Below are 25,577 nucleotides of genomic sequence, written 5' to 3'. Positions count from 1 at the left end.
TGGCGTGAGTGCTCCGGTCAGATCTGGATGTCCACGAGGAAGGGTCCGGGGTGGGACAGCATCCGGCCCACGGCGGCGACCGCCTCGTCCGGCTTCTCCACGCGCATCCCGCCGGCGCCGAGCGACCGGGCCAGTCCGGCGAAGTCGATCTCGGGGTGGGAGAGGTCGAAGGAGCCCGGGAAGCCGTGCTCCGGGATGTCCCGCTCCCGCCAGTACTGCGCGATGTTGTCGTCCAGCAGCCGGTACTTGCGGTTGTTGCACACCACGAACTTGGCGTCGATGCCGTGCCGGGCCGCGGTCCACAGCGCCTGGTAGGTGTACATGGACCCGCCGTCGCCCGCGAAGCCCACCACGAGCCGCTCCGGCCGGGCCAGCTTGGCGCCGACCGCGCCCGGGAAGCCCACGCCGAGCGAACCGCCACGGGTGAGGTGGTAGTCGCCGGGACGCTCCGCCGGCAGGTACCGGGTGACCAGCGGCGAGGTGGTCAGCGCCTCGTCGAAGACGATCAGGTCCCCACCGGTACGCTCGGCCAGGGTCCTCAGGAAGACGGCCATCGGCGTGCCGTCGTCCGTGGCCGCGCGCGCCTCCCGCACCTCCCGGACCCGCTCCCGGGTCCGTACGTCGAGCCGGGCGGCCGCCGCGGCCCGCTGCTGCGGACCCAGCCGCTGGTCCAGTACGCCGGCCAGCGCGCGCAGTGCCTGTTCGGGATCCGCGGCCAGGCCCAGGTCCACCGGGTGGTTCTTGGCGATCTCGTAGGCGTTGAGGTCGATGTGGACGACCTTCGCGCCCGCCCGGAAGGGGCTCTCCAGCTCGGGGAAGACCTCCGGGAAGACATAGGTCCCGACGATCAGGACCCCGTCGGCGTCCCCGACCAGCTCCCTGCTGTGCGGGCCGAACATGTGCCCGGTCTGGCCGCGCCGCAGCGGGTGCGAGGCCGCGATGTTCACCTCGGAGGAGTCGACCTCGTACACGTCGGCGCCCAGCAGTTCGGCGACGGCGGCGAGCTCGTTCTGCGCCCCGGAGAGCGCGACCCCGTCCCCGACGAGGACGATCGGCCGCTCGGCCGCGGCGAGCAGCTCGGCCGCCCGCCCCACCGAGGCCGGCGAGGGCGCCACATCGGTGAGCACCCGCGTGGCGGGCAGTACGGGCTCGGAGTTGAGCTCGTCCAGCACGTCCATGGGCAGGGCCACGAACACCGGTCCCCGGGGCGGGGTGAGCGCGATCTTCACGGCCCGCCGGACGGTGCGGAGCACGGACCGGGGGTCGGTGACCCGGGTCGCGTACTTGGTCACCGGCTTCGCCATCGCCACCAGATCGCACGCCATCTGCGCGTCCATGGCGTCGTAGCGCACCCCGGCGTCACCGGCGACCACGACGAGCGGGGTGTGACCGCGCAGCGACTGGTAGAGCATGCCGATGCCGTTGCCCAGGCCGACCCCGGAGTGCAGTTGGAGCAGGGCTGCGCCGCCGGTCGCCCGGGCGTACCCGTCGGCGATGCCGGCGGCCACGGTCTCCTGGAGGGCGAGGACGTAGGTGAAGTCCTCCGCCGCGTCCACCGCGTCGAGGAATCCCTGCTCCACCGTCCCCGGATTTCCGAACATCACATTCAGGCCGTCGGCCTTGAACTGCTCGATCAGCCTTTCCCGTCCGGGAGTGGCTTCCATGAATTCCCCCTCGACTCTCCGATTTCCCGGCGACTTCCGGGACTACCAGCCGTATCGGGTGAGGCCGTCCTCCAGGACTTCCACGATCTTCTGTCCCGTGAGATAGGAGTCGGGGGTGGAGCGTCCGGTGACGAAGGGGAAGTCGACAATGACCGAGACCGGCTTGCCGAAATTCCCGTGGTACGCGCCGCGCGGGCCCGTCGCGTCGCGCAGGATGTACTCCAGCGGATACGGCGGCGGCCCCATGTTGAAATCGGTACCGAGGAAACCGGTGCCGTCCTTGTAGTCGTACTCCTTGCAGTGGCCGGTCACGTGCTTGCCCCAGATGATGCTCCGGCGGTCGCCCCAGTCGCGGGCGAAGGCCAGGCAGGCGACGCCGTAGCACTCGGCGGCGACGACCTTGCCGGCCTTCCGGAAGGCCAGGATCAGGGCGTGCACGCGCTCGTTGTTGGCGAGGTCGGCGATCGGTCCGCTGCCGCCGACGATGAGGATCGCGTCGTACCCGGCGATGTCCGCGTCGAGTTTGTCGAGATCACGGTGGTACTGCTCCAGCTTGGGCAGGTAGCCCTCGTCGCTCGTGTACGGCCGCTCGGGGACCCACGCCTCGATGTCGAGCGGCGAGTCCAGCCGGCTCGACTGCTCGAACTCCCGCCCCAGCCGGGCGTTCTCCTCGGTGGTGACGGAGCGTCCCAGCGGCGGATCGATGTAGTTCGCGTCGAGGCTCGGCGGAAGAGCGTGTGCACGCTTTCCGGTCGGCGTGGCGAATATGACCTCGTAGCCCCGCTCGTCGAACTTCGAGACCGGGCCTATCAGTTCCTCGGCCCAGTAACCGTGTTCGGAGACAATGACCAGAATCTTTCTGCTCACGTATTCCTCCAGGCGCCGCCTGTTGTCGTTGGCGTCCCCCACACTGGCCGCGCCCAGGGGCTTCGTCAAAGCGCTGGTGTGCGACTTCGTGAGGTAGCGGCCCAGGTCGTGGCGGCACCTCAGGAAGTCGTCCGCGGAGGTCAGGAAGTAGCTTCAGGACTACCTGACTTCGGCCGATTCGATGAACCATTCCGGCGACCCCGCCCTATGGTCTGGACGCGCCGTGAATCGCGGGCGCGCGGGCCGTGTTGATGCATTGCCGAACGTGCAGGAGCACGAGGAGAGGGACGGGGACGATGACGATGGACCTGTTGTGCACACACATCGATCAGATACGTCCGGTGAAACCCACGGCGGTGGGCTGCGAGGAGTGCCTCGCCGCCGGCGACACCTGGGTGCACCTGCGGATGTGCCTCAGCTGCGGGCACGTCGGATGCTGCGACTCGTCGAAGAACCGTCATGCCACCCGGCACTACCGGACCACCGAACACGCCGTCGCGGCCTCCCACGAGCCCGGTGAGGACTGGGCCTGGTGCTACGCCGACCAGCTGATGCTGGACCCGGCATGAGCGCGGCCCCGGAGAGTTCCGCCACCGCCTCGGCGGCCGCCGCCACCACGGCGGCCGCGGCCGCCGAACGCGCCGAGCACCGCAAGCCCGTCATCCTCGCCGTGGACGACGACCCGCAGGTACTGCGCGCCGTCCGCCGCGACCTGCGCAGCGCCTACGGCGACCGCTACCGGGTGCTCGGCGCCTCCTCGGCGGCCGACGCCCTGAAGATCCTGGACTCCCTCGACGAACGCGGCCACGACCCGGCGCTGTTCCTCGTGGACCAGCGCATGCCGGACGTGACCGGCGTCGAGTTCCTGCTGGAGGCGGTCAGCCGCTTCCCGGACGCCCGGCGCGTCCTGCTGACGGCCTACGCGGAGACCGACGCGGCGATCACCGCCATCAACCGGGTCCGGCTGGACTACTACCTGCTCAAGCCGTGGGACCCGCCGCACGAGCGGCTCTTCCCGGTCCTCGACGACCTGCTCTCGGACTGGCTGGCCACCTACCGGCCGGCGTACGACGGGATCATCGTCGCCGGGCACCTGGTCTCCCCCGGCACCCACGCCGTCCGGGACTTCTTCACCCGCAACGGCCAGCCGTTCCGCTTCCTCAACGTCGAGCGGGACCCCGAGGCACTGACCCTGATCGCCGCCCAGCCCGAAGGGGCACTCCCCCTCGTCCGCTTCCCCGACGGGTCGGTGCTCTCGGCCCCGACCGACACCCAGCTCGCCCAGCGCCTGGGCCTGGCCACCACCGCCTCCCGCCCGCACTACGAGTGCGTCATCGTCGGCGCGGGCCCGGCGGGCCTGGCGGCGGGCGTCTACTCGGCCTCGGAGGGCCTCTCGACCCTGATGCTGGACTCCCGCGCCCCGGGCGGCCAGGCCGGCACCTCCAGCCTGATCGAGAACTACCTGGGCTTCCCCTCGGGCCTCTCGGGCGGCGACCTGACCCGCCGGGCCACCATCCAGGCCTCCCGGTTCGGCGCCGAGATCCTGCACCCGGTGGAGGTGGTCTCGCTGACCCGGGACGACCCGGCGAAGATCCTCACCCTGGCGGACGGTACGGAGATCTCCGCCGAGACGGTGCTGCTGGCCACCGGGGTCTCGTACAACCGTCTCGACGCCCCCGGCGCGGACCGCTTCGAGGGGGCGGGCCTCTACTACGGCGCGGCGACCACGGAGAGCTCGGCCTGCATCTCGCAGCACGTGTTCATCGTCGGCGGGGCCAACTCCGCGGGCCAGGCGGCGGTGCACTTCGCCAAGTACGCCGCCCGCGTGACGATCCTGGTGCGCGCGGCCTCCCTGGACGCGAGCATGTCCCGCTACCTGATCGACGAGATCGACCGCACGCCGAACATCGAGGTGAAGGTGCGCACGACGGTGGTCGGGCTGGACGGCGAGGAGCACCTGGAACGCCTCACCCTCCACGACGCGGACACCGGCACCGACACCGAGGTCCCGGCCCGCTTCATGTTCACCTTCATCGGCGCCCGCCCGCACACCGACTGGCTCGCGGGCGTGGTCGAGCGCGACGAGCACGGCTTCGTCCTCACCGGCTCGGACCTGATCTCGAACGGCGGCGAGCTCCCGGCCGAGTGGAGCCTGGAGCGTGCCCCGTACCCCCTGGAGACGAGCGTCCCGGGCGTCTTCGCGGCGGGCGACGTCCGCGCCCACTCGGTGAAGCGGGTGGCCTCGGGCGTGGGCGAGGGCGCGATGGCCGTCTCCCTGATCCACCGCTACCGCTCGATGGGCTGAGAGCGAACGCCGCGAGCCTTGCGATCAAGGGCGCAACGGATGCAACGTTGATTACATGATTACAGCCGAGCAGAACGAACAGCTCCGCGCATGGTTCGCCGAGCGCCTGCCGGTCGACGTCTACGAGTCCCTCGACTCGGTCGTCGTCGACCGCGAGGAGATCACGGTCGTCGGTGTCATACCGGCGACCGAGTCGGTCAAGGAGTTCCGCGAACGCACCCGCGAACAGCGCATCGAGGTGGCCCGCGAGGCCGAGTCCCTCTACCGCCGGAAGGTCGCCTGGGGCGTGCGGGCGGGCGAGGAGACGACGCTCTTCACCCACCTCGCCGTCCCGGTGATGACCCGCCTGCGCCAGTCCGAACGCCAGGTCCTCGACACCCTGGTCGCCGGCGGCGTGGCCCGCAGCCGGGCCGACGCCCTCGCCTGGTGCGTCCGGCTCGTCGGGCGCAACACGGACGAGTGGCTGACGGAGCTCCGCGACTCCCTGGACAAGGTCCACAAGGTCCGCGCCCAGGGCCCCGACGCCTCCGGGGACACCGACTCCATGAAGTCCGAGTCCGAATGACGAATCCGGCCCACGGCGGCGCATGATCGCGTAAGGCTGGCGACGACCTACACCCAGGGAGAGGCACGCACCCATGACCACGACCGTCGAATACATCCGCTACCGGATCGCATTGGACGACCAGCCGGCCTTCGAGGACGCCTACGCCCGGGCCGCCGAGTCCCTGGCCGCCTCGCCCGAGTGCATCGACTACGAACTGGCCCGCTGCGAGGAGGAGAAGGAGCGCTACATCCTCCGCATCCGCTGGACCTCCATCGAGGATCACCTGGGCGGCTTCCGCAAGGGCGCACAGTTCCCCGCCTTCTTCAACGCGATCCGTCCGTACGTGACCGCCATCGAGGAGATGCAGCACTACCTCGTGACGGGCGTCGTCGGCACGGGAAAGGCCGCCGCAGAACGATGAGCACCACACCCACCATCTACGAGTGGATGGGCGGAGCGGAGGCGATGAACCGCCTCACGGACGCCTTCTACACGCACGCCCTGCAGGACGAGATCCTGGCCCCGGTCTTCGCCGGCATGGACTCCGAGCACCCGCAGCACGTCGCGGTCTGGCTGTCGGAGGTCTTCGGCGGCCCCTCGGACTACACCGCCCACCACGGCGGCCACCGGCACATGGCCACCAAGCACCTGGGGCGGGCGATCACCGAGAAGCAGCGCCGCCGCTGGGTGGACCTGCTGATGGACACGGCCGACGAGGTCGGCCTCCCGACGGACCCCGAATTCCGCGGAGTGTTCGCCTACTACATCGAGTGGGGCACCCGCATGGCCCTGATCTACTCGGGCCCCAACCCACCCCCGGTCGACGCGGCCAAGATCCCCGTCTGGTCCTGGGGGCAAACCCCACCCTGGATCCCCCCCACCCCACCCACCTGACCCACCGGGGGCGGGCCCCACCCCCGCCCCCACCGGCACATCCAGCCCGACGCCCAATCAGCCTCGCCGCACATCCAGCCTCGCCGGCGTTCGAGGCGCGGGGTCCGGGGGCGGAGCCCCGATCCTTCAGCCCGCCGCACATCCAGCCTCGCCGCGCTCGAGGCACAGGGCCGGGGGCGGAGACCCGATCCTTCAGCCCCGCCGGCGTTTGAGGCGCGGGGCCGGGGGCGGAGCCCCGGCGACCGGCCCGGGCCCGGCCTCGGCCTCGGCCAGCACCACCAGCAACGGCCCGCCGTCCCCCCGCGCCCGCCAGAAGTCCACGCCCTCCTCCAGCACCTCGACGAACGTCTCCCACTCACCCGGCCGCGCACCGGCGAACCCGCGCCACGACGTCACCGCCACCAGCCACCCCCCACCCCCCGGCAGCCAGGACAGGTCCCGCAGCGCATCGGCCAGCGCGTCCCAGTTCCCGCCGACCCACTCCGGCAGCCGCAAGGCACCCCCGCACCGCCGCATCAGCTCGGCCTTGCCGCGTACCCCGTCCAGGTCCAGCCGTACGGTCGTGCGGCCCGCGGCTTCGGCGGCTTCGAGCGCCGGGGTGAGCGGCTGCGGGTCCAGGCTCATCGGAGAACCGCCTTGAAGGTCTCGTAGTGGTCGTCCGTGTAGAAGAACTCCCCACCCTCGCCCGTCACGATCCGCCGGGCCCCACGGTCCCGCTCTCCCGGCGTCCGCACGGTGTACTCGTGGTAGTAGCCACGTTTCTGCCGGGGCAGGGCCTTCTCGAAGTTCCCGAAGACCGTGCCGTCCTGGCGGTAGGAGTACGGCCCGCCCCTGTCGATGAGCGCGAGCACGTCACGGGCCTGCTGCGGCAGCCCGTCGACCCGTACGGTGGCCATCCCCTTCGCCCACCCGGGGACGTCAGTGGCGAGGGCACCAACACGTGCACTGGCGCTGGCGGCGGTAGGCGCGGGCGCGGTCTCCTGCCCGGCACAACCCACCGCACCGACCAACGCGGCACAGAGGAACAGCGCCCCCAGCAAACGCAGCAACGATCGGGGCACGTTCCGAAAGATCATGCACCGATCGTGCCAAATATCCGATTCGCTCGCGAATCGCCCGGTCGCCTCAGAGGGCGGCCATCTTGGTGTAGGGACTCAGGATTCGCTTCTGGACCGAACCGAAGTCGACGAGAACAGCGATCCCCTCCTCGATTCCGACGACACGGCCGAGGCCGTGCTCATCGTGAGTAACCCGGTCGCCGACGTTGAACTGCCGGATGGGCTGTTCCACGGGGGCCTTGAACGGGCTGGACGGCAAATGGCGGCGAGGTACTGCTGACTTTGTCATTGGAACCAGTATGCGCCCCGCAGGCCGCCGCGCGGTCCGCCGTTCCGATCTCAATTCCAGCACCATCCGCACCGGCGGCGACATCGGAAGGGCCGCCGGGGGCCGTCATGGCCGGTCAGGCCGTTTCAGTCGTCCGGGTCGGCCCGGTCCAGGGCCGGACGCAGCCCCGGGGCCGACTCGGTGAGCAGGTAGTCGGCGACCGCCGTGTCCGTGACGAGGCTGGTCACCAGACCCGACCTCAGCACGGCCCCGATCGCGGAGGCCTTCCGCAGCCCGCCCGCGATCGCCACGACCTCGGGGATCCGCCGCAGCCGGTCCGCCTCGACGGTGATGCACCGTTCGCCGAGGTCCCGGCCGACCCGCCGGCCCTCGGCATCGAAGAGGTGGGCCGACATCTCGGCGGCGACGCCCAGCGAGGCGTAGTGGGCCCGCTCCTCGTCGGTCAGCATGTCGTGGACCGTGGAGATGCCCGGCTCCCAGGAGCCGATGGAGACGGCCGCGACCGTCACCTTGTCGAAGTATTCGAACGCGCGCGCGATCCCGGTCTGGCTGCGCAGCGCGGCCGCGGTGGCCGGATCGGGCAGCAGCATCGGCGCGTAGATCGGGTGCGCGTCGCCTCCGGAGACCTGCGCGGCCCGGCGGACGGCCTCGACGGAGCCGCGCTCGGCGGTGCCCGCGTCGTACACGCCGGTCAGCTGCACCACGGTGCACTGGGGCAGCCTGTGCAGGGAGGCGGCCATGTGAATGGTCGACCGTCCCCACGCCAGGCCCAGTACGTCGCCCTCGTTGACGAGTTCGCCCAGCAGGTCGGCGGCGACCGCGCCCAGGTTCTCCGGGTCGGGCGCGTCCTCGGTGGCGTCGGCCGGCGACTCCACGACGACGGCGTGCCGGAGCCCGTAGCGGGCCCTGAGCGCGTCCGACCGCTCGGCGTCGAGTTCCGCCGGCACCCGGATCTCGATGCGTACGAGGTCACGCTCCAGGGCGGTCTCCAGGACCCGGGCCACCTTGAAGCGGCTCACGCCGAACTCCTCGGCAATCTGGATCTTGGACTTGCCCTCGAGGTAGAAGCGGCGCGCCATGGCCGCCGCCTGCACCAGCTCCGCGGGTCCCATCCGCAGGGCTGACCGTCCCGCCGACATTGCAGACACCGCGTTCTCCTCACTGCTGTTCACACTCTCGACTCGCCGTTCATCCTGTCAGATCCGACGGCCGTTGATCAGCCTGGACAGCTCCCGTTCACCGAGCTGTTCATCAACCCTTGGTTCAGTGGTCGCAAGCCCAGGGCGCGGCTGCGATCGCCGCACCCGCCTGCTCACGCAGCGTGCGCACGGCGGCGGCCGGATCGACCGCCCCGTAGACGGCGCTGCCCGCCACGAAGACGTCTGCCCCGGCCTCGGCGCAGCGCTCGATCGTCGAGGCCGAGACCCCGCCGTCCACCTGGAGCCACAGCTCCAGGCCGTGCTTGGAGATCAGCTCCCGGGTGCGGCGGATCTTCGGCAGCATGATGTCGAGAAAGGGCTGGCCGCCGAAGCCGGGCTCGACCGTCATGATCAGCAGCATGTCGAGCTCGGGGAGGAGGTCCTCGTACTGCTCGATCGGCGTCGCGGGCTTGAGCGCCATGGAGGCGCGCGCCCCCTTGGCCCGGATCTCCCGCGCGAGCCGCACGGGCGCGGCGGCGGCCTCGGCGTGGAAGGTGACCGAGCCCGCACCGGCCTCCACATACTGCGGGGCCCAGCGGTCCGGGTTCTCGATCATGAGGTGGAGGTCCAGCGGAATGTCGGTGGCCCTGCTCAGGGATTCCACGATCGGCATACCGAGGGTGAGATTCGGGACGAAATGGTTGTCCATGACGTCGACATGCAGCCAGTCGGCTCCCTCGACGGCCTTCGCCTCCTCGGCGAGTCGGGAGAAGTCGGCGGACAGGATGCTGGGATAAATCTGCGCGGCCATGCCCCAAGCCTGCCATGCCCCCACCGAGTTCCGGCCACGCCCCTGCAAGTCGGGACGGGCGCAGCAACCCCTGACAGATCACGGAGAACGCTTCACCCGTCCTTCGGGATCACCTCCGGCGGCCGCGGCCGCCCCCCTGGTGCCGTTCCCGGCGCGCGGGGGTGCGGCGCGAGGGGCCGGCCGTCACACGCCGGCGGACGCCGGACCGGTGGCGGGCGTCGTCACCGCGACGCGCACCGCCCCGGTGGTCGAGGTCGCGACCTGCGCGACCGCGTGCTCTCCGGGGTGGCCGGCGACGACGGCCGGGGGTCCCTCAGCCGTCGGTACACGGCGCACGGTCCAGGTCGACCAGGTGTGATGGACCGAGGCGCCCGACTCGTCCCGGACCGTGCTGAGGCCCTCTCCGGGCTGCGTGGGCGCCGATCCGACCTGCAGCGCGTCGTAGATCCGGCTGGAGTGGGCGAGAGCCCGGCGCGTGGCGGGATCGTCGGCCGACGGGGCCTCGAACGCGGCGGGACCGACCGGGGTCGCCCCCGAGGCCTTGCTCTTGCCCGGCGGGAGGAAGCAGGGCGATGACACCTTGAGGGAAGCGAGACCCTCACCCTTGGCGCGGTCCATGGCACCGGTCACGGCGTCCATCCAGAAGTCGTCGGGACCGGTGCGCATGTAGACCGACGGAAAGGAGCTGGACCAGTCGACCTCGCCCGACGAGTTGTACTTGTGGCCCTGCTTCAACCAGGCGTCGCGTGCCTGCCGCACGAGGTTCTGGGCCTCGGCCCCCGGCACACCCGTCAGTTTGTAGATGAGCGTGACCTGCACACGATCGTCGGGGCCGTGATCGTCCCTGGCGATGCAGGCGCCGACGGGCGCGTGGCCCATGCGCTCCAGCGTCGGCCGGGGGGACATGCCGTCCACCGCCTGGTGGATGATCTCCTCTGCCCGGTCGATCGCCTGCTGCTCGTTCATCGTGCGCTGCTTCGGTGCCGTTCCGCCGGTTTTCTGTCGGTCCCCCTGCGCCCCGCACGCGGTCGCCATAAGCATCATGGCCAGCAGTGCGGCAGCCGGGACTGCTTTGCGTGGATTCACGGCCGTCCTCCCGTAACGATCTTCCCCAGGCCACCGAGGGGCTTCTCGTCCCAGTACTGGGAGTGCGCGGGCATCATTTCCCAGTCGTCGAGCGGCAACTTCCCGTCGGGGACCTCGAAGACCTGGCCCCCGAAGTCGTCGCTGGTCGGGTCGGTTCCGTGGACGATCGAATGGTCGTCGAAGAGCTCCAGGTAAGCCTTCGGGTCGAGGGGGGCCAAGGGTCCGGCCGGCGGCGGGGCGATGTTGATGAGGTCCCAGTCCGCCGTGGCCGCGAAGACCCGGTCCGGTGGGATGTTCAGGTCCTTCGCGTGGTCCACTCCCACGCCCGGACTGCCCACCATGATCGCGTTGTCGACCGGCAGGTCCACGTGCATGCTGCCGAGCGGCTCCCTGGCGCACAATAGGCCGCCATCAATCGCTACGCGCTTCTCCGAGACCGCGTCCGCCCCTTGTTCGGGGCTGGGAGGGGCGGATTCAAGGGGCGGAAGCGCGATCCATCGGCTCGGCCGATGCCAACCCCCATCAAGACCGCGTGACACCCCAGCCGCCCGCCCGAACAGGGGCAATTGAGGCAATCTGGTGGCCCTCTGAGGTGCGCACCCACCCACACCTGGATGGGCATCGCCTCAGCCGTCATCTGACGCCTTCCTCCCCCAGACCGCCCCCAGACGCCCTCCATGAGAAGCAATCAGCACGCCTGCGGCTTATGACCAGCCCCAGACGGATCACAGTCGCGTGACCGAGAAGCGCGTAGCGATCGATGGCGGCTTATGTCCAGCCCAAGAGGCTCACAGACGCCACCAGGACAGGAGCGCGTAGCGATTGGACGCGCTCCCCGACCGCCCCGCGCATCACTGGTGTGGCCGTCTCTCTATTGAAGGCCCGGCCCGTTCCTTTGGGGGCTTCCCGGCAGTCTTTCGTAGGTCCGGGGCGGGACGGGCGGTCAAGGGTGGCCGAAGGCCATCGCGAAGCGACGCGAGGAACGAGCGCCCTTGAGGGACCGGCCCGACACGGAGAGACGATGGGACTGCCGGGAAGCCCCCAAACCATCTCCGATGCCGCCCCGCACAGACACCGCCCTCCCCGAAGCCACCTCGTACCTCCTCCCTCCCCCGCTCACCCCGGCGGCATCGGCTGCTGCGGAGCGCCCTCGAACAGGTAGGCATACATCGCTCGAAGGCCGCCGCCGTCGGTCATGCGGGCGGCGCGCCGCGCAGGTGGCGCAGCAGCCCCTCCAGGGCGGCCCAGCTCTCGGCGGTCTCGGCGTCGCCGAGTGCGTAGTAGTAGCCCGGCCGGGCTCTGGGGCCCAGTCGCACCGGGCGTTCCTTGAGCGGCGTCCTGCTCGCGGTGTCGCGCCCCGCCTCCTGGACCTCCGCCGGGCCGAGCACGAACGCGTACGGCAGTGGCGGGTTCTCGTAGTGGGGCGGGGCGCTCAGGTCCCGGCGGGCTTCGCGCAGCCGGCACAGCATGGTCTTGAGCCCGTACCGGGTCACCAGCTCCTCGGCCAGCCCCGGAAGGGCCTCCAGGGGGAGCTCCTCACCGGGGCCGTAGCCCACGGTGAGGGTGACGTCCTCCTCCACCCCCTCCGGGGTGCGGATCACGCGCAGGGTGGCGACGGCGGGCCGTTCCGGAGTGCCGACGACAACGGTCCATGTGGAGCGCGGGGCCCGTTCGTACGCCAGCTCCGTCAGCCGGCGCCGCGACCACGTCTGGCCGGCGGGCTCCGAGGTCCCCCAGCCGGCCGGCCGACCGCCCGTCAGCGCCTGCCAGGCGGCTTCGAGCGCACCGCCGAGGACGAGGTCCGCCGTGGGGCGGTGCAGGGTGCGGAAGGAGACGCTGAGCTGGCGCTCACCGGTGGGCCCGGCCTCGGTGAAGGCGTCCGCCACCGGGGTCTCGCCGTTCTCGTCCCGGGCCGGGGAGAAGGCGTCGTCCTGCCATGTGAGTACGGCGCCCGTGAGGCCGTCGTAGTAGCCGCACCGCTCGTCCTGCACCACCCAGCGCGAGGGCATGGACTGCAGCAGCAGGCGGGTGGGCGTGGAGAGGCGGCAGTGCGGCGGGGTGACGATCTGCAGGGACCGGTCGCTCTCCACGGTGGCCCGCAGCACCTCGGAGAGCCAGCTCGTCATGGGGATGACGGGGCGGTCCTGGAGGACCACGGCGGCCTTGTCGGTGAGCATGTCCACGGCCGGCTGGGCGGCAGCGGGCGCCGGTACGGCGGTGATGCCCGAGACGTCGACCGGGCGGGCCGCGCCGACGGTGCCCGGGGCGTCCGGCGGCCAGACCCGGCCGCCCAGGAGCATGGTCAGACGGGCCGCGAAGGCTCCGGCGAGCTGCTCGGCCTGCGGTACGCCCGCGGCGGCGCGGGCCTCGACCCACCACGCCGGGCCGTCGCCCGACGGCTCGGCGCCGGGCCCCAGCAACCGGGCCGCCTCGCCCGGCACCTGGAGCAGAAGCGGGACCTCGATCGAGACGAGCGGCCGGCCCTCTGCGTCGCACAGCTGGACCACGGCGCCCTCTCCGGCGGACCCGACCAGCAGGTCCGGGCCGCCCGCGAGCAGGCCCGCCAGGACGCTCAGCGCGTCCGGCATGCGCTCGGTGAGCGCGATCACGTCCTTGGTCATGCCGTGTTCCTTGTCGTCATGTCTCTCAGTGCCTCGCGGACCTCCGCGCACACTCGTTCGTTTCCGAAGGTCAGCAAGTACTCGCCGAACCGCCGGCCTTCCGGGCCCCGCGCACGGGCGACGATGGGGACGGCATGGATCAGCGCCCGCGGGGAGCAGCTGACGTTCAGCACGCTCACGGCCGACTCCACGCCCAGGCACCCGTCGACGGTGGAAACACCGGACGCCAGGTCCACCAGCTGCGTGGGCAGGTCGAACGAGCACTTCTCACCCGCCTCCAGGGACCGCACGCCCCGGCCGATGACGTCCCTCACGTCGTCCATCAGTACCTGGAGCGTGTCCCTGTCGAACAACTCGCCCAGCTTGTCCTCGAAGTACTCGCTGTCGGCGAGCCGTACCAGTGCACGGGCGGCGTCCAGCCGAAGGGCCTCGGTTCCCTTCTCCCGCGTCAGGTCCCGCTCGGCGACCGCATCCGCGAGCTGCGCGAACGTGCTGTCCACGGAGAACTTCCGGTCGATCGAGAAGTCGTACCAGGGGGCCTTCTTGGGATCCGCTGCGGCACGGATCACCGCCTCGTAGCCCGCCGCCTCGCCCCAGGTGGTCAGCACCACGCACGCCAGGAGCCGCTCGATCTCGGGCATGCCGGGATCGTTCATCAATGCGACGAGGCCGGGGACGCGGGTCAGGTGGCGGGGACTCTCGAACGCGTCGTGGATGACGTCGTCGATGTCGTCCGTCGGCCGCCCGTCGAAATCCGTACCGAGCAGCTGGCCATATCCCTGCATGGGCCGGCCCCTGATCTCACTGAGCTCGTCGCCCACTAGCCGAGCGCCGCATCGGTGACGTCCGGTCCCAGCCCGTCGATGATGTCGGGATCCCCGAGTCCGTAACCCTCGGCCCGTCCGTAGTACGTCGGCTCGCCGGACTCCGCCGCGACGCCGAGCACCTGCTCGATCTCCCGCAGGGCGGCGGCGAGCCGGGGCGCGTTGTGGGCGTGGATGAGCGGCTGCGGCCGACCCCGGAAATCACAACGCCCCCAGACGTCGTGGTGCACAGACAGCTCGACCCAGACGTCCATCTCGTCAGGCACCAGAAGGAGTTCCACCAGCCGGTACTGCTGGTGCCGCGCACCAGCTGCGTCGAACCAGGCGCCTGTTCCCAACAACGTGATTCCACCGATCTCCGCCTGCGGATGGCCGATCGGCCGACAGGCGCGGAGCCGATCGGGCAACGCCGGATCGTCGAGCGAGCATGTGCCGACCCTCAGCCTGCCGTGCACACCGAGGCCGCCCCTGCCGGTCTGGAACCATGGCCACTCGAGTGAATGCAGCTCCATCAGGTCATGCTTCGCGAGCACCGCGCTCATACGCGCCGCGGTCGTGAGCGCGAACTCCAGACCGGGACCCGGCATGTCGTCCAGGATCCAGGTCCACGAGCCGCTCTCTTTGGGCGCGCGCATCAGCATGGTCGGCAAACTCTCCTACGTCGGGGCAGCGTCGCTGCGGAAAGGTGGGGTGGCCCACCGCGGGTGTCGTGTTGTCGGCTCAGGAGGCGAGTAGGGCCTTGGCGCGCTGGAAGAGGCTGTCGTCCTCCAACTCCACGCGCTCGGTCTCGATGTCGGTGACGATCCGCCGCAGAACCTTCGCCCACTCGCCGATGAACTCCACCACAGAAACAACGACATCGCCCCGCTCGGCCAGCAGCGACTCGTAGTTGCCGAGCGTGCTGTGCCAGCGTGCCCGGACCCTCAGGGATTCGCCCTCACGGACGATTCCCCACTCGGCCGAGAACGTGTCCGACCCCCAGAAGACATCGGCTTCCGAGAATCCCGGCTGTCGGATCTCCTCGAGAAGGGGCACCAGGTCGTCGAGAAGGGCGGCCAGGTCATGGCCGTACGACAGCCGGACCGGTACCAGATTCCAGACGAGAATGGCGTCCTCGCCCTCGGAGGGGTACATCTCACCGACCGCGTCAGCCATGTCGGTGGCCGAGCCGCACCTCCGAACGGCCGGGCAGCCCGCCTGCATCGAAAAAATCATCGCCGTTCCAAACATTCCATTGCCCTACGGTCGGGCCATCCACGGCGGCGTAGCGGGCGACTACACGATTTCCCGCACGGCCGACTGGAGCCGCCACGAGCTCTTCGCCGCCATCGCCCACCGGCGTTCGCGCAATCAAGCATCCGGCTCCGCCCCGTCCCCTTCCGGATCCTCCGCACTCACGCTGATGGTCTTCCCCTGTGGGGCCACCATCTTTCGGATCCACGGCAGCGTTCCACAGGAAATCAGCACCGGGGTATCCAACTTTCATGGCAGAATCCGGGCGACTTCCTCCTCGGAGGGCTGCGAAGTCACCTTTTCGGCACCGCACACCGTCAACAGGCAAGCGATGTCACCGCTGGTGACCTCGTAGGCGCACGTGACGATCGCATCCCAGTTGCGGTGCTCCATCTCGCTCTCCGGGGAAACACCGACCAGGCGCAGGGAAGGGCGAACGCCTCGCAGAGCGCCCCCGCAATGACATCCGGCGCCACTGCTCCGGCGGTGGGCGCAGGGAGGCCTCCCCCTCTTTCCCCGTCACCAATCCACCGATGATGTCAGGAGCCTTCCGGATCCCGGGCGGCAGCCAGCCCGTCGCGACCGGTCAGCGAATCCGCGAATCGGCGAATCGGCGAATCGGCGAATCGGCGAATCGGCGAATCGGCCGAGCCTTATCCGGCAGGGCGCTTCCAGATCCTCGTCTGCAGCCCGACCTCGTCCCACTGCTCCTCTTCCAATAGGTCGCAGCCCGCCTCATCGAATACCTGGCGCGACTTCGGCATTCCATTCTGATGCCATTCCCTGTATTCACCCACCGGACGACCACCCTGCAGAGTTCCCTCGGATTTCAGCATCCCGTCCTGGTACCACGAACGCGAAAGACCGTAAGGGCGACCTTCGACGTAGGTATCCAGATTGACCAAGGCTTCGCCCTGATATTCGGCCACTTCACCCGTGTACAGCTCTCCTCCGTAGAACAGGCGCTGCGCATCGTCCATGTCCACGTCCGGATCGTCCACGTCGATCTTCTTCAAAGCATCCATCAGGGAATCAGGTTCTCCTCGCTCGGCGGATATCCAGTGAACCGCTTATTGCCGCTTTCGACCCCCAACAGCATACGGTGACAGTGCGCACAGAAGGGGGCGGGGCGGCCTCGTAGTCCGGTCGCCTGATTCTTCAGGAAGGGAAACTCGACCGAGGCCCTGATCTGCGCGAGAGCCTCGGGACCATCGGGCAGCCCTTGCCGGGTTCGCATCCACAACAGCTCATTCGTGGCCTTGACCTCCGCGTGGCCCAGCGGGTGATCCATGTCTGGGTGCACAGGCTTGACTCGGAGCTCCTCGTACCGAGGCTGGAGCGTCGGGTGGAGATTCTCGACCGGAATGAGGACGTTGCTCTTGCCGTTGATCCCCTCAATGATCGTTCCGGTGCGCAGGTCCATCACAGCTCCGACGCACGCACCCGTGTCCGCGCGCGTGAAGGTGCGCGCCTCCTTGGCTTCCAGGTACAGGGCGGATCGCTGACGGCCGATGTCGGCAAGGTAGTCCGCCACCGGCGTTCCGTCGACGTGAGTGATTACTCCGTTACTCTTCGTCACGCGCGGTCCAGCGGCGTCGATCTGCTCCAGCAGCTTCTCGCCGTGCCCCGGCGCGGGCGCGATTCCGTTCTCTCCGACGTGCACGTCGGGCGAGAGAGCCTCGTGCGGGTCGGCCGCCGAACCGGGCGCGTTGTGATCGGCTGGGGAGCCGGGGGTTTGCGGATCGGCATCGGGGCTCGGCGTGTGCGCGTCGCCGCCGTGGTCACCCTGGTGCGGGATTCCTGCCCCGTCGCCGGAACCGTGGCCGCTGCCGTGGCCACCCTGGTGTGCGAACCCCGTCCCGTCACCGGAACCGTGGCCGCCCGCCAGGGGGCCATCTCCATGCCCACCGCCCCCGGGGGACGGTGTGTGGGAGCCGCTACCCGCCGGATCGTGACCGGCGTGTGGTGCCGCGGGGCCACCGTTGTGCCGACTGCTACCTGTCGGGTGGCCCGTGGAGTTCTCCACGTGGCTGGGGCCGCCCGCGCCTTCGAGGACGCGTTCCTTGGCCGGGGCGGGCTCGTGCGTGTTGGGCAGGTCGTCCTTGTGCGGCTCCCTGACGGGCTCGGTGTCGGGGACGGCGTTGCCGTGCTCGTCGCGGATGGTGCCGTCGCGGCCGATGACGCGCTTGTTGCCCTGCGGGTCGACGTACTCATGGCCGGGCGGCGTCCGGTCGCCGGCGCCGGCGGGGGGTGCGGTGGTGTCGGCCGGATGCGGGGAGGTTCCGTCGGGCATGGTGCGGGCCATGTCGTCCACGCCCGCCCTGCTCGCCTTCAGGCCCTCCATGAAGTCGCCGACCTTGATCTTGGTGACGTTCGCGGCCTTGCCGAGGTAGCTCATCGGGTCGACGAGCACGCCCGCCTTGCCCACCGCGGTGGCGATCTCCGAGCCCACGCCCAGCTTTCCTGCCCTGCCGAGCTTGAGGAACGAACCCGCGCCGATGGTCAGGACGTTGAACACCACCGTCCCGCCCGCCCTCGCCGGATCCTTGCCCCACTCGTCCCACGCGACCAGCGACTTGCCGAAGTTGCGCAGGGCGGCCTTGTTCTTCTCCCGGTCGCTGTGGTCGACCGGGCCGAACATCTTGTCCATCGCCCAGTCGTAGGGCGTGATGATGTAGCCGCTGACACCGGCGACGACGTGGCCGATGCCCGACCAGGTCTTCTTGAGGGTGTCCATGTCGAACACGTTGATCATGTTGCCGAGGCCCTTGAGGGTGCCCCAGACGCCGTCGACGAAGAAGCCCTTCAGGCCGCTGCCGACGTTGTCCTTCGTCCACTCCCACGCGGCCCGCAGGCCCGTGTACTCGCGCTCGTCGGCCGTCCCCCAAGGAGTCTCCTTGGCGTCCTTGACGTCGCTCTCCTTGAAGCCGTACATGCCGGCCTTGTGCGAACCGTCGTCGACGACGAAGTGCGTGCCGCCCACCAGGGTGGTGATCTTGTTGGCCGCGTCGCGCTCGACGCCCTGGAACGCCACCCACGTCACGCCGACCTCGCGGACGAGGCGCGCGTTCTCGTCGATCTTGCCCTGGTCCTGCTGCCAGTCCTCGTCATCCTTGTTGTCCGCGACGAACTTCTCCGCGTCCACGCGGAGTTGCTTCATCCTGGCCACCAATGGACGGGCGGTCGACGCGAAACTCGTCAGCGCCCCGCTGACGGACTCCAGCTTCGTCGCGAACGCGTCCGCGTTGTCCCGTACGGGAAGCGTCGAGTTGAGCAGCTCCTCCTGTTCGGGGGCGTCGTAGACCGGATCCAGCGCCTGGAAGGCGTTGTGGACGTCCCGGCCCGTACCGCGGATGCTGGAGGCGGTCGTCCTGAGCGCGGCCGCGTGCGTCTCCAGGGTGTCCAGGTTGCCGGTGAAGGTCGGTATCTTCCCGACGTCGATCACTTCTTGGGACCCTTCAGCTCTTCCGCGGTCGGAGCCTTGGAGTACTCCTCCTGCTTGTTCTTCGCCATCTGCAGATCGCCCTTGACGTACTCCTCAGTGGCAAGGCGCGCACCGGTGATGGACTTTCCCGTCCGGACGGGAAGGAACTTCAGGTCGTTTTCCGTTCGCTGCTGAAACTCAAGCAATGCCTGGGCCACAGGGCCGAACGCGCCCTCCTTGGGCAGCTCGGTCCCGCCCAGCACCATCGTGCCCGCCCACGTCGCGGCGCCGACCACGCCGTCGCTGTACGACGTGAACTCTTCCTCGAACTTGCTGCCCGCTTCAGCGGTCTTGTTCAGGACGCCTTGGACGCCGCCCGGCTTGATGTCCCACGTAGACACGTTGCCCCCCGTTCCTCACAACGCTTCACTCCAGTGCCCCGACGCCGGCGGACGGCGCCGCCACCCACCCGCACAGGTGATCCATTTCTATCAACCTGGCATTACTGTCTGCAAAGTGAATGAGGGTCATTCCGACCTGTCGGCCGTCCCTGTCACGGAGTTGTGACAAACCGCGGAACGGTCCCCCGCCGATTCAGGAGTCGGCCGACAGAAGCCGGACCAGGCCGACCCGGTTCTCCTCGTCCGCCTCGGTGTGGACGGCTCGGACCCTCCAGCGGCCGGCGGGCGGAGGAACCGGAGCCTGGGCGGGCAATCCGCCGCCGCCGGGGTACTCGACGTTCAACTCGGCCCCCGCTTCGGCGGAATGGGCGCCGGCCCCGCCCACGGCGATCACGCCCGCCAGGACGTCCACCACCGCGCAGGCCCGGTCGTAGTCGGCGGCGGCGGTGGCGTCTCCCGCGATGAGCCCGGAATCCGTGCATCCGTGCCATGCGGCCCATGCGGACACGGGGACGACGGACGTGAGTCTGCCGCCGCCCACTGACAGGCCCACGACAGCCCCCGGATACGGGACACCCCCCGCGACAGAGATCCTCGCGAGGGGTGTCGGGCCGTGGGCCAGGTCGTCGGCTACGCCGTGCGCCTCAGCAGGGCCAGGTACATCGCGTCCGTGCCGTGCAGGTGGGGCCACAGCTGGATGTCCGGGCCGTCGCCCAGGGCCGGGACGCCCGACATGAAGGGCCGTGCGTCGATCAGTTCCGCGGACACCGGGGAGTGGCTCGCGCCGCGGCCCTTCAGGACGTCGTCCACGACGACCCGGGTCTCCGCCAGGTGCGGCGAGCACGTCGCGTAGCCGACGATGCCGCCCACCCGCACCGCCGACAGCGCCTCGCGCAGCAGCCCGCGCTGGAGCGGCGCGAGGCCCTCCAGGTCCTCCGGGCGGCGGCGCCAGCGGGCCTCAGGGCGGCGGCGCAGCGCGCCCAGGCCCGAGCACGGGACGTCCATCAGGACGCGGTCGAAGGAGCCCGGCAGCCAGGCCGGGCGGGTGCCGTCCGCCGCGATGACCTGGTACGGGCCCGGGTTGCCCGCGAGCGAGCGCTCCACGAGCCGGGCCCGGTGCGGCTGCTTCTCCGAGGCCAGCAGGAACGCCCCGCGCTGCGCCGCGAGCGCCGCGAGCAGCGCCGCCTTGCCGCCCGGGCCCGCGCAGCCGTCGAGCCACCGCTCGTCGCGGCCCTCGACCGGTACGGCCGCGAGTGCCATGGCCACCAGCTGGCTTCCCTCGTCCTGTACACCCGCGCGGCCCTCGCGGACCGCCTCCAGCGCGCCCGGTTCGCCGCCCTCGGCCATCCGGACGGCGTACGGCGACCAGCGGCCCGGCAGTGCCGAGTCCTCGCCGACGGCCTCCAGCAGTTCCTCCGGCGTGGACCGGCCCGGGCGAGCCACCAGGGTCACCTCGGGCCGTTCGTTGTCGGCTTCCAGCAGGTCCTCGATGCCCGCGCGCCCGCCGCCCAGCGAGTCCCACAGGGCGCTGACGACCCACCTGGGGTGCGAGTGGTACACCGCGAGGTGTTCCTCGGCGTCGTCCTCGTAGGGCGGGGCGACGCGCTCCAGCCAGCCGTCGAGGTCGTGCGCGGCGATCTTCCGCAGAACGGCGTTCACGAACTTGGCGCGCCCGTCCCCGAGCACCACACGGGCCAGTTCCACGCTCGCCGAGACGGCGGCGTGGGTGGGGATGCGGGTGCCGAGCAGCTGGTGGGCTCCGAGCGAGAGCACGTCCAGCACCGGCGGGTCCACCTCCCGCAGCGGGCGGTCGATGCACGCCTTGATGACGGCGTCGTAGGTGCCCTGGCGGCGCAGTGTCCCGTAGACCAGCTCGGTGGCCAGTGCCGCGTCGCGCGCCTGGAAGGTCTCGTCCTGGCGGGCCTTCTTGAGCAGCGGCGGCAGCACGAGGTTGGCGTAGGCGTCGCGCTCGCCCACCGCCCGGAGCACCTCGAAGGCCAGCATCCGGACGGGGTCCTTCTGGGGCCGGCGGTAGGGCTTGGCCTGCTTGCCGCCCGCGCCTGCGGGGGCAGGCTTGCGTCGGGGCTGACGGGGCTGTTCGCTCACGTGAAAGGTGCTCCGGGGTTACGAGTGCTACGAGTGCTACGGGTGGTGCCGGTTCTGCGGGTCCTGCGTGTGGTGCGGGGGCGCGTGGGGACGTCCGCGCTCGGGCGCCGTCCCCACCGATCAGCCTACGTCGGCTCCGCCGAGCCGCTCGCCGGGAGCGATCCGCACCCCGCGCGCCCAGTCCGCGGCCCGCATCGGCTTCTTGCCCTGCGGCTGCACCCACAGCAGCTCCACGGCGTGCGAGCCGGTGCCGACGTACACGTTGTTCTTGGCGGGGGCCAGCGCGCCCGGCTCCAGGTCCGTACGGTCGGGCACCAGGCCCAGGGAGATCAGCTTGAGCCGCTCCCCGCGGAAGACGGTCCACGCGCCCGGCGCCGGCGTGCAGCCGCGCACCACACGGTCGGCGCGCATCGCGGGGGCGGTCCAGTCGATCCGGGCGTCCTCGACGGTGATCTTGGGTGCGTGGGAGACCCCGTCGTGGGGCTGTGCCACGGCTCGCAGGGTGCCGTCCTCGATGCCGTCCATGGTGGCGGCGAGCAGTCCGGAACCGGCGAAGGCGAGCCGGGTGAGCAGGTCACCGCTGGTGTCGGTCGGCCGGATCTCCTCGGTCAGGATGCCGTAGATCGGGCCGGTGTCCAGGCCCTCCTCGATCCGGAAGGTGGAGGCGCCGGTGACCTGGTCCCCCGCGATGATCGACTGCTGGACGGGCGCGGCTCCGCGCCAGGCCGGCAGCAGCGAGAAGTGCAGGTTGACCCAGCCGTGCTCGGGGATGTCGAGGGCGCTCTTCGGGATCAGGGCGCCGTAGGCGACGACCGGACAGCAGTCGGGCGCGATCTCGCGCAGCCGGGCCTGGAAGTCGGGGTCGCGGGGCCGGACGGGCTTGAGCACCTCGATGCCCGCCTCCTCGGCGCGCTCGGCGACGGGGCTGGCGACGAGCCGACGGCCGCGGCCGGCCGGTGCGTCGGGCCGGGTGATGACGGCGGCGACCTCGTGCCGCCCGGAGGCGATCAGGGCGTCCAGGGCGGGTACGGCGACCTCGGGGGTGCCTGCGAAGACGAGCTTCACTGGGGGACTACCTCGCTAATCTCGGCTGTCAGCAGCGCACCAGTCTATGGGGCGTCGGTCGGGCCGCCCACCTGTGGCGTTGAGGGGGCGTACGCACATGCGCGCGCCCCTCGCATATGCCGACACGCCCCCACAGCGTGACCTGGGCGACGGGTGGCGCGTTGGTCAAGAGAGATTGACCAAAACGGGCCGCGTGTGAACGGTGTCTGCGGCCCGATCCGCCCTTCAGCACCGGTTCGAGAGGCTTCTTCATGGCCGACCACGCCACCCACGACGCCCAAGCCCGGGCCAGCCTGCACCTCCTGGTACGGGACATCGAGCGGGTTCGCCGGCAGGTGGATGCCCTGCGTACGCTCACCGCCCAGCTCGGCAACGTGTACCGCCCGCGCCGATCGGGTCCCTCCACGGGCTTCGTCGTCTACGGACGGGCGCCCGCGCCGACCGTCCGCCTCGCGCAGGAGCTGCGGGACAGCGTCGAGACGCTGGTGACCGCCGCGGTGGATTTCGACCGCTCGCTCGGTTTCTCGTGGGACGCGGTCGGCTCGGCGCTCGGTGTCACCAAGCAGGCGGTGCACCGCCGCTACGGGGCCCGGCGGGCGCAGTCCGCGGAATCCGCGGAGCCGCCGGCCGAGGGCACGACCACCCGGACCCTGGGGCCGCTGCCGACCGTCCCGGCCGCGCGTTCGATGCCGCCGCAGCCGGTGCGCGAGGAGGCCCAGGCCGCTGCCGGGGGTGCTCCCGGGCGGGCCCTGGGCGAGGTCTCCCGCTCCCCCGCCTTCCCGGGTCCGCGCAACGGCTGAGGGCTGTCCTGCCGCCGGGACGCCGACACCCGACGGCCGCCGGACCGGCTCACAGCCTCCGACCGACCCCTGGTGGGGCGACCGTACCGGTCGCCCCACCAGGGGTTTCGACGTCATTCGACGTCAGCCGATGTCCAGCGGGTCGATGCGCACGCGGACGGCCTCCGCCACCGGGGCCCCGCGCGCCAGCCGGGCCGCCTGCGCCGCCTTCAGAGCGGCCGCGAGGGCGGCTCCGCTGCCCGGCGGGACCCGGACCAGGGCCCGCTCCCCGGGGGACGGCTCCCCGCGCCGCCCCGGCAGCGGCACCGGTCCCAGGATCTCCGCGTCGGGCGGCAGCCCGGCGCCGGCCAGGAAGGCCTCCACCGCTTCGCCCCGCCCGGCCACCGCCGCCATCCGGGACACCGGCGGGAAGCCGAGCTGGGCCCGCTCCGCCAGTTCCCGTACGGCATGGCCCACCGGGTCCCACCGCACCAGCGCCTGGACGGGCCGCAGCGTCGGCTCGGCGACCACCACGACCTGGCCGTCCCCCCGGACCAGTGAGGCGGCCGCGATCCAGCGCCGCAGCGCGTCCTCGCCGGCCCGCAGATCGGGGCGGGTCAGCATGGCCCAGCCGTCGAGCAGCAGCGCGGCCGCGTACCCGGCTCCCGCGGCCACCGGTTCGGCGCCGGGGGTGCTCACCACCAGCGCCGGCCGGTCCGGTACCTCGTCCAGGACGTGGTCGCGCCCGGAGGTCCGTACGGGCACGGCCGGGAAGGCCCGCCCCAGTTCCTCGGCGGTGCGCCGGGCGCCGACCACCTGGGCTCTCAGCCGGAACGAGCCGCACTCCTCGCAGTGCCAGGACGGCTCGTCCCTCCCGCACCACCCGCACCGCAGGTCCCGCTCGTCGGGGGCCTCCAGAGGTCCCGCGCAGACCGTGCAGCGGGCGGGGGTGCGGCACCGCTCGCACGCCAGGCGGGGCGCGTAGCCCCGCCGCGGTACCTGCACGAGTACGGGCCCGGTCTTCAGCCCTTCCCGTACGGTCTCCCACGCCAGGCTCGGCAGGCGGGCGGCCCGGGCCGCCTCGTCGCGGGCCAGCAGTTCGTCCCCGACGGTCCGGATCCGGGGCGCGCAGGTCCGTACCGTCTCGCGGTCGGCGACCAGGGGCCGCGCCCAGCCGGACTCGACCAGCTGGGCGGCCTCGACGGTGCAGCTCGTACTGCCCGCGAGGAAGCCGCAGCCGTCATTGACGGCGCGCAGTTCCAGTACCTCCCGCACGTGCGGGAAGGGGGCGCGCTCGTCGCTGTGGCTGGAGTCGCCGTCGTCCCAGACGGCCACCAGCCCGAGGTCCCGTACGGGGGCGAACATCGCGGCGCGGGTTCCGATGACGGCGCGCACCGAGCCCCGGTGCACGGCGAGCCACTGGCGGTAGCGCTTCTCGGGTCCCGAGTCGGCGGTGAGCACGGCGTGCCGGCCCTCACCGAGCAGGGCGGTCAGGGCCGCGTCGACGCGGGCGGCGGTCCGCCCGTCGGGGAGCACGGCGAGGGCCCCGCGGCCGGAGGCCAGGGTGGCGGCCATGGCGCGGGCCAGTTCGTCGGCCCAGCCGGGGCCGGGCAGTGCGGTCCACACGGCGCGCGGGGCGCCGCCGGTGGCGAGAGCGCGCAGGAAGCCGGGGCCGGCGCCGTACCGCTCCCAGCCGCCGGGCTCGGGGGCGGCGGGCGGGGGCAGCGGCTCCGGCGAGGGCTTGGCCTCGGCGCGGGCGCTCCGTGCGGGCAGGGCGAGCTGGAGCACGTCGGCCAGGCTGCCCGCGTACCGGTCGGCGACGGCCCGGGCGAGGGCCAGCATGCGGGGGCTGAGAACCACCTCGGGCGAGACCACCTGGGCGAGGGCGGCCAGTGCTCCGTTGTAGTCGGATTCGGCGCGGCGCTCGACGATGAACCCGTCGATGAGGCCGCCGCCCTCGCGGCGGCCGCCGTGCACCTGGTGGGAGCCGGCGCCGAAGCGGACGCGCACGCGGACGCCGGGCTGGGCGGCCTCGGAGAGCTCGGCGGGCACGGCGTAGTCGAAGGTCCGGTCGAGGTGCAGCACGCCCTTGTTCACGAGGACCCGGGCCACGGGCAGTTCCTCGGCCAGGGCGGCCCCCCGCCAGGTGCGCGGCTTCGCCTTGGGCGCCTTGGCCTTCGCCTCGGCGACCATCTCCCGGATCAGTGCGAGCTGCTCCGGCGGGGACTCGTTCGCGCTGCTCACATCAGCATTCTTACCAAATGGCACCGACAGCGGCGGGCGCGGTGCATGCGCCCTCCCGAGATCGGGCCGGGCGGCGGCGGGTCCTGCGCTCCTTCGACACGGGGTTCGCACCCCGCTCCAGATGAAGCCGTCACCCCTCGCACCGGGAGGGCGACGCCAGCGTATCCGCGCGGAACGGGGCGCAGCAACGCAATACGGCCCCGGACCTGGGGGTCCGGGG

At 71.2% G+C, this 25,577-nt stretch carries 27 protein-coding genes; 7 read left to right on the top strand and 20 right to left on the bottom strand.

The features are described 5' to 3' along the window. Positions 1-17 precede the first annotated feature (17 nt). Together OG373_RS31435 and OG373_RS31430 are read right to left on the bottom strand one after the other, a co-directional pair. Positions 18-1,664: a thiamine pyrophosphate-binding protein gene (locus OG373_RS31435; protein WP_405441729.1), complete on the bottom strand. Its 1,647-nt coding sequence runs from the start codon at positions 1,662-1,664 to the stop codon at positions 18-20. Between the two features lie 42 nt (positions 1,665-1,706). Next, complete coding sequence (locus OG373_RS31430; RefSeq protein WP_053169639.1) at positions 1,707-2,531, bottom strand: type 1 glutamine amidotransferase domain-containing protein; 825 nt, start codon at positions 2,529-2,531, stop codon at positions 1,707-1,709. A gap of 302 nt (positions 2,532-2,833) precedes the next feature. Here OG373_RS31430 and OG373_RS31425 point away from each other — a divergent pair, with 302 nt between their 5' ends. The 5 genes from OG373_RS31425 (at position 2,834) to OG373_RS31405 (ending at position 6,277) form a co-directional block, all read left to right on the top strand. Further along, complete coding sequence (locus tag OG373_RS31425) at positions 2,834-3,100, top strand: UBP-type zinc finger domain-containing protein (RefSeq protein WP_405444271.1); 267 nt, start codon at positions 2,834-2,836, stop codon at positions 3,098-3,100. Further along, a complete protein-coding gene (locus OG373_RS31420) occupies positions 3,097-4,836 on the top strand; it encodes an FAD-dependent oxidoreductase (RefSeq protein WP_405441727.1) in 1,740 nt (579 codons plus the stop codon). Before OG373_RS31425 ends, OG373_RS31420 begins: the two co-directional genes overlap by 4 nt. Positions 4,837-4,891: 55 nt before the next feature. Beyond that, the gene (locus OG373_RS31415) at positions 4,892-5,401 is read left to right on the top strand and encodes a hypothetical protein (RefSeq protein WP_405441726.1); all 510 of its coding nucleotides are present in this window, start codon (positions 4,892-4,894) and stop codon (positions 5,399-5,401) included. 73 nt (positions 5,402-5,474) lie between these two features. Then, positions 5,475-5,804: an antibiotic biosynthesis monooxygenase gene (locus OG373_RS31410; RefSeq protein WP_030388461.1), complete on the top strand. Its 330-nt coding sequence runs from the start codon at positions 5,475-5,477 to the stop codon at positions 5,802-5,804. Beyond that, complete coding sequence (locus tag OG373_RS31405; RefSeq protein ID WP_405441724.1) at positions 5,801-6,277, top strand: group II truncated hemoglobin; 477 nt, start codon at positions 5,801-5,803, stop codon at positions 6,275-6,277. Before OG373_RS31410 ends, OG373_RS31405 begins: the two co-directional genes overlap by 4 nt. Before the next feature lie 192 nt (positions 6,278-6,469). On the opposite strand, the gene OG373_RS31400 is transcribed toward OG373_RS31405, so the two are convergent. The 11 genes from OG373_RS31400 to OG373_RS31350 all read right to left on the bottom strand — a co-directional run bounded on the left by OG373_RS31400 (position 6,470) and on the right by OG373_RS31350 (position 15,260). Further along, on the bottom strand, positions 6,470-6,901 hold the full coding sequence (locus OG373_RS31400; protein ID WP_405441722.1) for a barstar family protein: 432 nt from the start codon (positions 6,899-6,901) through the stop codon (positions 6,470-6,472). Further along, positions 6,898-7,353: a ribonuclease domain-containing protein gene (locus OG373_RS31395; RefSeq protein ID WP_405441721.1), complete on the bottom strand. Its 456-nt coding sequence runs from the start codon at positions 7,351-7,353 to the stop codon at positions 6,898-6,900. The genes OG373_RS31400 and OG373_RS31395 overlap by 4 nt, the downstream gene beginning before the upstream one ends. Before the next feature lie 49 nt (positions 7,354-7,402). Then, on the bottom strand, positions 7,403-7,624 hold the full coding sequence (locus OG373_RS31390; protein WP_030012151.1) for a CarD family transcriptional regulator: 222 nt from the start codon (positions 7,622-7,624) through the stop codon (positions 7,403-7,405). Between the two features lie 125 nt (positions 7,625-7,749). Further along, positions 7,750-8,763: a sugar-binding transcriptional regulator gene (locus tag OG373_RS31385; protein ID WP_030388458.1), complete on the bottom strand. Its 1,014-nt coding sequence runs from the start codon at positions 8,761-8,763 to the stop codon at positions 7,750-7,752. Between the two features lie 124 nt (positions 8,764-8,887). Then, entirely contained in the window at positions 8,888-9,574 is a 687-nt protein-coding gene (gene rpe, locus OG373_RS31380; protein ID WP_405441719.1) for a ribulose-phosphate 3-epimerase, read from the bottom strand. Positions 9,575-9,757: 183 nt separating this feature from the next. Continuing rightward, a complete protein-coding gene (locus OG373_RS31375; RefSeq protein ID WP_405441717.1) occupies positions 9,758-10,540 on the bottom strand; it encodes a hypothetical protein in 783 nt (260 codons plus the stop codon). 116 nt (positions 10,541-10,656) lie between these two features. After that, positions 10,657-11,034 (bottom strand): alpha/beta hydrolase, encoded by a 378-nt coding sequence (locus OG373_RS31370; protein WP_405441716.1) that lies wholly within the window; start codon positions 11,032-11,034, stop codon positions 10,657-10,659. An 819-nt stretch (positions 11,035-11,853) separates the two neighbouring features. Then, a complete protein-coding gene (locus tag OG373_RS31365) occupies positions 11,854-13,281 on the bottom strand; it encodes a DUF6177 family protein (protein ID WP_405441714.1) in 1,428 nt (475 codons plus the stop codon). Then, on the bottom strand, positions 13,278-14,066 hold the full coding sequence (locus tag OG373_RS31360) for a hypothetical protein (protein WP_405441712.1): 789 nt from the start codon (positions 14,064-14,066) through the stop codon (positions 13,278-13,280). The genes OG373_RS31365 and OG373_RS31360 overlap by 4 nt, the downstream gene beginning before the upstream one ends. Positions 14,067-14,101: 35 nt before the next feature. After that, the gene (locus OG373_RS31355; RefSeq protein WP_405441710.1) at positions 14,102-14,746 is read right to left on the bottom strand and encodes a hypothetical protein; all 645 of its coding nucleotides are present in this window, start codon (positions 14,744-14,746) and stop codon (positions 14,102-14,104) included. A 79-nt stretch (positions 14,747-14,825) separates the two neighbouring features. After that, positions 14,826-15,260, bottom strand: coding sequence for a hypothetical protein (locus OG373_RS31350; protein ID WP_405441708.1), 435 nt, complete (start codon positions 15,258-15,260; stop codon positions 14,826-14,828). Between OG373_RS31350 and OG373_RS31345 the strand changes: the two genes are divergently transcribed. Beyond that, the gene (locus tag OG373_RS31345; protein WP_405441707.1) at positions 15,259-15,693 is read left to right on the top strand and encodes a hypothetical protein; all 435 of its coding nucleotides are present in this window, start codon (positions 15,259-15,261) and stop codon (positions 15,691-15,693) included. The genes OG373_RS31350 and OG373_RS31345 overlap by 2 nt on opposite strands. A 298-nt stretch (positions 15,694-15,991) precedes the next feature. Here OG373_RS31345 and OG373_RS31340 read toward each other — a convergent pair whose 3' ends face one another. From OG373_RS31340 to fmt, 6 genes are all read right to left on the bottom strand, one after another. Continuing rightward, positions 15,992-16,363, bottom strand: a complete 372-nt coding sequence (locus OG373_RS31340) for a toxin-antitoxin system YwqK family antitoxin (RefSeq protein WP_405441705.1) — start codon at positions 16,361-16,363, stop codon at positions 15,992-15,994. Continuing rightward, positions 16,363-18,783: a hypothetical protein gene (locus tag OG373_RS31335; RefSeq protein WP_405441703.1), complete on the bottom strand. Its 2,421-nt coding sequence runs from the start codon at positions 18,781-18,783 to the stop codon at positions 16,363-16,365. The genes OG373_RS31340 and OG373_RS31335 overlap by 1 nt, the downstream gene beginning before the upstream one ends. After that, positions 18,780-19,163 (bottom strand): DUF6507 family protein, encoded by a 384-nt coding sequence (locus OG373_RS31330; RefSeq protein WP_405441701.1) that lies wholly within the window; start codon positions 19,161-19,163, stop codon positions 18,780-18,782. Before OG373_RS31330 ends, OG373_RS31335 begins: the two co-directional genes overlap by 4 nt. A 193-nt stretch (positions 19,164-19,356) precedes the next feature. Next, the gene (locus tag OG373_RS31325; RefSeq protein WP_405441699.1) at positions 19,357-19,716 is read right to left on the bottom strand and encodes an Imm21 family immunity protein; all 360 of its coding nucleotides are present in this window, start codon (positions 19,714-19,716) and stop codon (positions 19,357-19,359) included. Positions 19,717-19,793: 77 nt separating this feature from the next. Then, the gene (locus tag OG373_RS31320; protein ID WP_397733349.1) at positions 19,794-21,269 is read right to left on the bottom strand and encodes an RsmB/NOP family class I SAM-dependent RNA methyltransferase; all 1,476 of its coding nucleotides are present in this window, start codon (positions 21,267-21,269) and stop codon (positions 19,794-19,796) included. Positions 21,270-21,389: 120 nt separating this feature from the next. Next, positions 21,390-22,334, bottom strand: a complete 945-nt coding sequence (gene fmt / locus OG373_RS31315) for a methionyl-tRNA formyltransferase (protein WP_397733347.1) — start codon at positions 22,332-22,334, stop codon at positions 21,390-21,392. 251 nt (positions 22,335-22,585) lie between these two features. Here fmt and OG373_RS31310 point away from each other — a divergent pair, with 251 nt between their 5' ends. Beyond that, the gene (locus OG373_RS31310; RefSeq protein WP_405441697.1) at positions 22,586-23,134 is read left to right on the top strand and encodes a hypothetical protein; all 549 of its coding nucleotides are present in this window, start codon (positions 22,586-22,588) and stop codon (positions 23,132-23,134) included. A 123-nt stretch (positions 23,135-23,257) separates the two neighbouring features. Here the strand turns inward: OG373_RS31310 and OG373_RS31305 are convergent, their stop codons facing one another. Next, positions 23,258-25,306 (bottom strand): primosomal protein N', encoded by a 2,049-nt coding sequence (locus OG373_RS31305; RefSeq protein ID WP_405444270.1) that lies wholly within the window; start codon positions 25,304-25,306, stop codon positions 23,258-23,260. Between the last annotated feature and the right edge of the window lie 271 nt (positions 25,307-25,577).

Origin of the sequence: Streptomyces avidinii, from assembly GCF_045161815.1 — a bacterium.
Classification (GTDB): Bacteria; Actinomycetota; Actinomycetes; order Streptomycetales; family Streptomycetaceae; genus Streptomyces; species Streptomyces avidinii.
Note: the sequence above shows the minus strand (reverse complement) of the source record. Positions and strands in the feature narration are given on the sequence as shown.

Coding starts and splice junctions, on each gene's coding strand:
- OG373_RS31355 (WP_405441710.1), bottom strand. CDS start 14,746: ATGCTGATGCGCGCGCCCAAAGAGAGCGGCTCGTGGACCTGGATCCTG.
- OG373_RS31350 (WP_405441708.1), bottom strand. CDS start 15,260: ATGGCTGACGCGGTCGGTGAGATGTACCCCTCCGAGGGCGAGGACGCC.
- rpe (WP_405441719.1), bottom strand. CDS start 9,574: ATGGCCGCGCAGATTTATCCCAGCATCCTGTCCGCCGACTTCTCCCGA.
- OG373_RS31310 (WP_405441697.1), top strand. CDS start 22,586: ATGGCCGACCACGCCACCCACGACGCCCAAGCCCGGGCCAGCCTGCAC.
- OG373_RS31420 (WP_405441727.1), top strand. CDS start 3,097: ATGAGCGCGGCCCCGGAGAGTTCCGCCACCGCCTCGGCGGCCGCCGCC.
- OG373_RS31370 (WP_405441716.1), bottom strand. CDS start 11,034: ATGCACGTGGACCTGCCGGTCGACAACGCGATCATGGTGGGCAGTCCG.
- OG373_RS31400 (WP_405441722.1), bottom strand. CDS start 6,901: ATGAGCCTGGACCCGCAGCCGCTCACCCCGGCGCTCGAAGCCGCCGAA.
- OG373_RS31365 (WP_405441714.1), bottom strand. CDS start 13,281: ATGACCAAGGACGTGATCGCGCTCACCGAGCGCATGCCGGACGCGCTG.
- OG373_RS31395 (WP_405441721.1), bottom strand. CDS start 7,353: ATGATCTTTCGGAACGTGCCCCGATCGTTGCTGCGTTTGCTGGGGGCG.
- OG373_RS31425 (WP_405444271.1), top strand. CDS start 2,834: ATGGACCTGTTGTGCACACACATCGATCAGATACGTCCGGTGAAACCC.
- OG373_RS31340 (WP_405441705.1), bottom strand. CDS start 16,363: ATGGATGCTTTGAAGAAGATCGACGTGGACGATCCGGACGTGGACATG.
- OG373_RS31410 (WP_030388461.1), top strand. CDS start 5,475: ATGACCACGACCGTCGAATACATCCGCTACCGGATCGCATTGGACGAC.
- OG373_RS31305 (WP_405444270.1), bottom strand. CDS start 25,306: ATGGTCGCCGAGGCGAAGGCCAAGGCGCCCAAGGCGAAGCCGCGCACC.
- OG373_RS31360 (WP_405441712.1), bottom strand. CDS start 14,066: ATGCAGGGATATGGCCAGCTGCTCGGTACGGATTTCGACGGGCGGCCG.
- OG373_RS31415 (WP_405441726.1), top strand. CDS start 4,892: ATGATTACAGCCGAGCAGAACGAACAGCTCCGCGCATGGTTCGCCGAG.
- OG373_RS31345 (WP_405441707.1), top strand. CDS start 15,259: ATGTCGGTGGCCGAGCCGCACCTCCGAACGGCCGGGCAGCCCGCCTGC.
- OG373_RS31390 (WP_030012151.1), bottom strand. CDS start 7,624: ATGACAAAGTCAGCAGTACCTCGCCGCCATTTGCCGTCCAGCCCGTTC.
- OG373_RS31385 (WP_030388458.1), bottom strand. CDS start 8,763: ATGTCGGCGGGACGGTCAGCCCTGCGGATGGGACCCGCGGAGCTGGTG.
- OG373_RS31435 (WP_405441729.1), bottom strand. CDS start 1,664: ATGGAAGCCACTCCCGGACGGGAAAGGCTGATCGAGCAGTTCAAGGCC.
- OG373_RS31405 (WP_405441724.1), top strand. CDS start 5,801: ATGAGCACCACACCCACCATCTACGAGTGGATGGGCGGAGCGGAGGCG.
- OG373_RS31375 (WP_405441717.1), bottom strand. CDS start 10,540: ATGAACGAGCAGCAGGCGATCGACCGGGCAGAGGAGATCATCCACCAG.